Origin of the sequence: Acidovorax facilis (genome assembly GCF_023913775.1) — a bacterium.
In the GTDB taxonomy this organism is placed as follows: domain Bacteria; phylum Pseudomonadota; class Gammaproteobacteria; order Burkholderiales; family Burkholderiaceae_C; genus Acidovorax; species Acidovorax facilis.
Genome location: NZ_JAMXAX010000297.1, coordinates 1 through 1,159 on the forward strand (window position 1 = coordinate 1; position 1,159 = coordinate 1,159).

A 1,159-nucleotide genomic window follows, 5' to 3' on the forward strand; every position below is an offset into this window, starting at 1 on the left:
ATTAAGCAATGATCTTGGCCACGACGCCAGCGCCCACGGTACGGCCGCCTTCGCGGATAGCGAAGCGCAGACCTTCTTCCATGGCGATGGGGTTGATCAGCTTCACAGTGATCGACACGTTGTCACCAGGCATGACCATTTCCTTGTCTGCTGGCAGCTCGATGGCGCCGGTCACGTCGGTCGTGCGGAAGTAGAACTGAGGGCGGTAGTTGTTGAAGAAGGGCGTGTGACGGCCGCCTTCGTCCTTGCTCAGAACATACACTTCAGCGGTGAAGTGGGTGTGAGGCTTGATCGAGCCGGGCTTGCACAGCACTTGGCCGCGCTCCACGTCTTCGCGCTTGGTGCCGCGCAGCAGCAGGCCGACGTTGTCGCCAGCTTGACCTTGGTCCAGCAGCTTGCGGAACATTTCCACGCCGGTGCAGATGGTTTTTTGCGTGTCGCGGATACCGACGATTTCGATTTCTTCGCCGACCTTGATGATGCCGCGCTCAACGCGACCGGTCACCACGGTGCCACGACCGGAGATGGAGAACACGTCTTCCACGGGCATCAGGAAGGCACCGTCCACAGCGCGCTCTGGCGTGGGGATGTAGGTGTCCAGCGCTTCAGCCAGCTTCATGATGGCTTCTTCACCCAGCTTGCCCTTGTCGCCTTCCAGGGCGAGCTTGGCGGAACCACGGATGATGGGGGTGTCGTCGCCTGGGAAGTCGTACTTGTCCAGGAGTTCGCGCACTTCCATTTCGACGAGTTCGAGCAGTTCTTCGTCGTCCACCATGTCGCACTTGTTCAGGAACACGATGATGTAAGGCACGCCCACTTGGCGAGCCAGCAGGATGTGCTCGCGGGTCTGGGGCATTGGGCCGTCAGCGGCCGAGCACACCAGGATAGCGCCGTCCATCTGAGCTGCGCCGGTGATCATGTTCTTCACATAGTCGGCGTGGCCAGGGCAGTCCACGTGGGCGTAGTGGCGGTTGGCCGTTTCGTATTCCACGTGAGCGGTGTTGATCGTGATACCGCGGGCCTTTTCTTCGGGCGCTGCGTCGATCTGGTCGTATGCCTTGGCTTCACCGCCGAACTTGGCAGACAGCACGGTAGCGATGGCTGCCGTCAGCGTCGTCTTGCCATGGTCCACGTGGCCGATTGTGCCCACGTTGACGTG

The 1,159-nt window shown here is 60.8% G+C and carries 1 protein-coding gene; it reads right to left on the bottom strand.

Going from position 1 to position 1,159, the window contains the following annotated elements:
* Window position 1 precedes the first annotated feature (1 nt).
* The coding region (gene tuf / locus NFX52_RS30280) for an elongation factor Tu (RefSeq protein WP_207402311.1) at window positions 2–1,159 on the bottom strand (1,158 nt) is incomplete at its 5' end.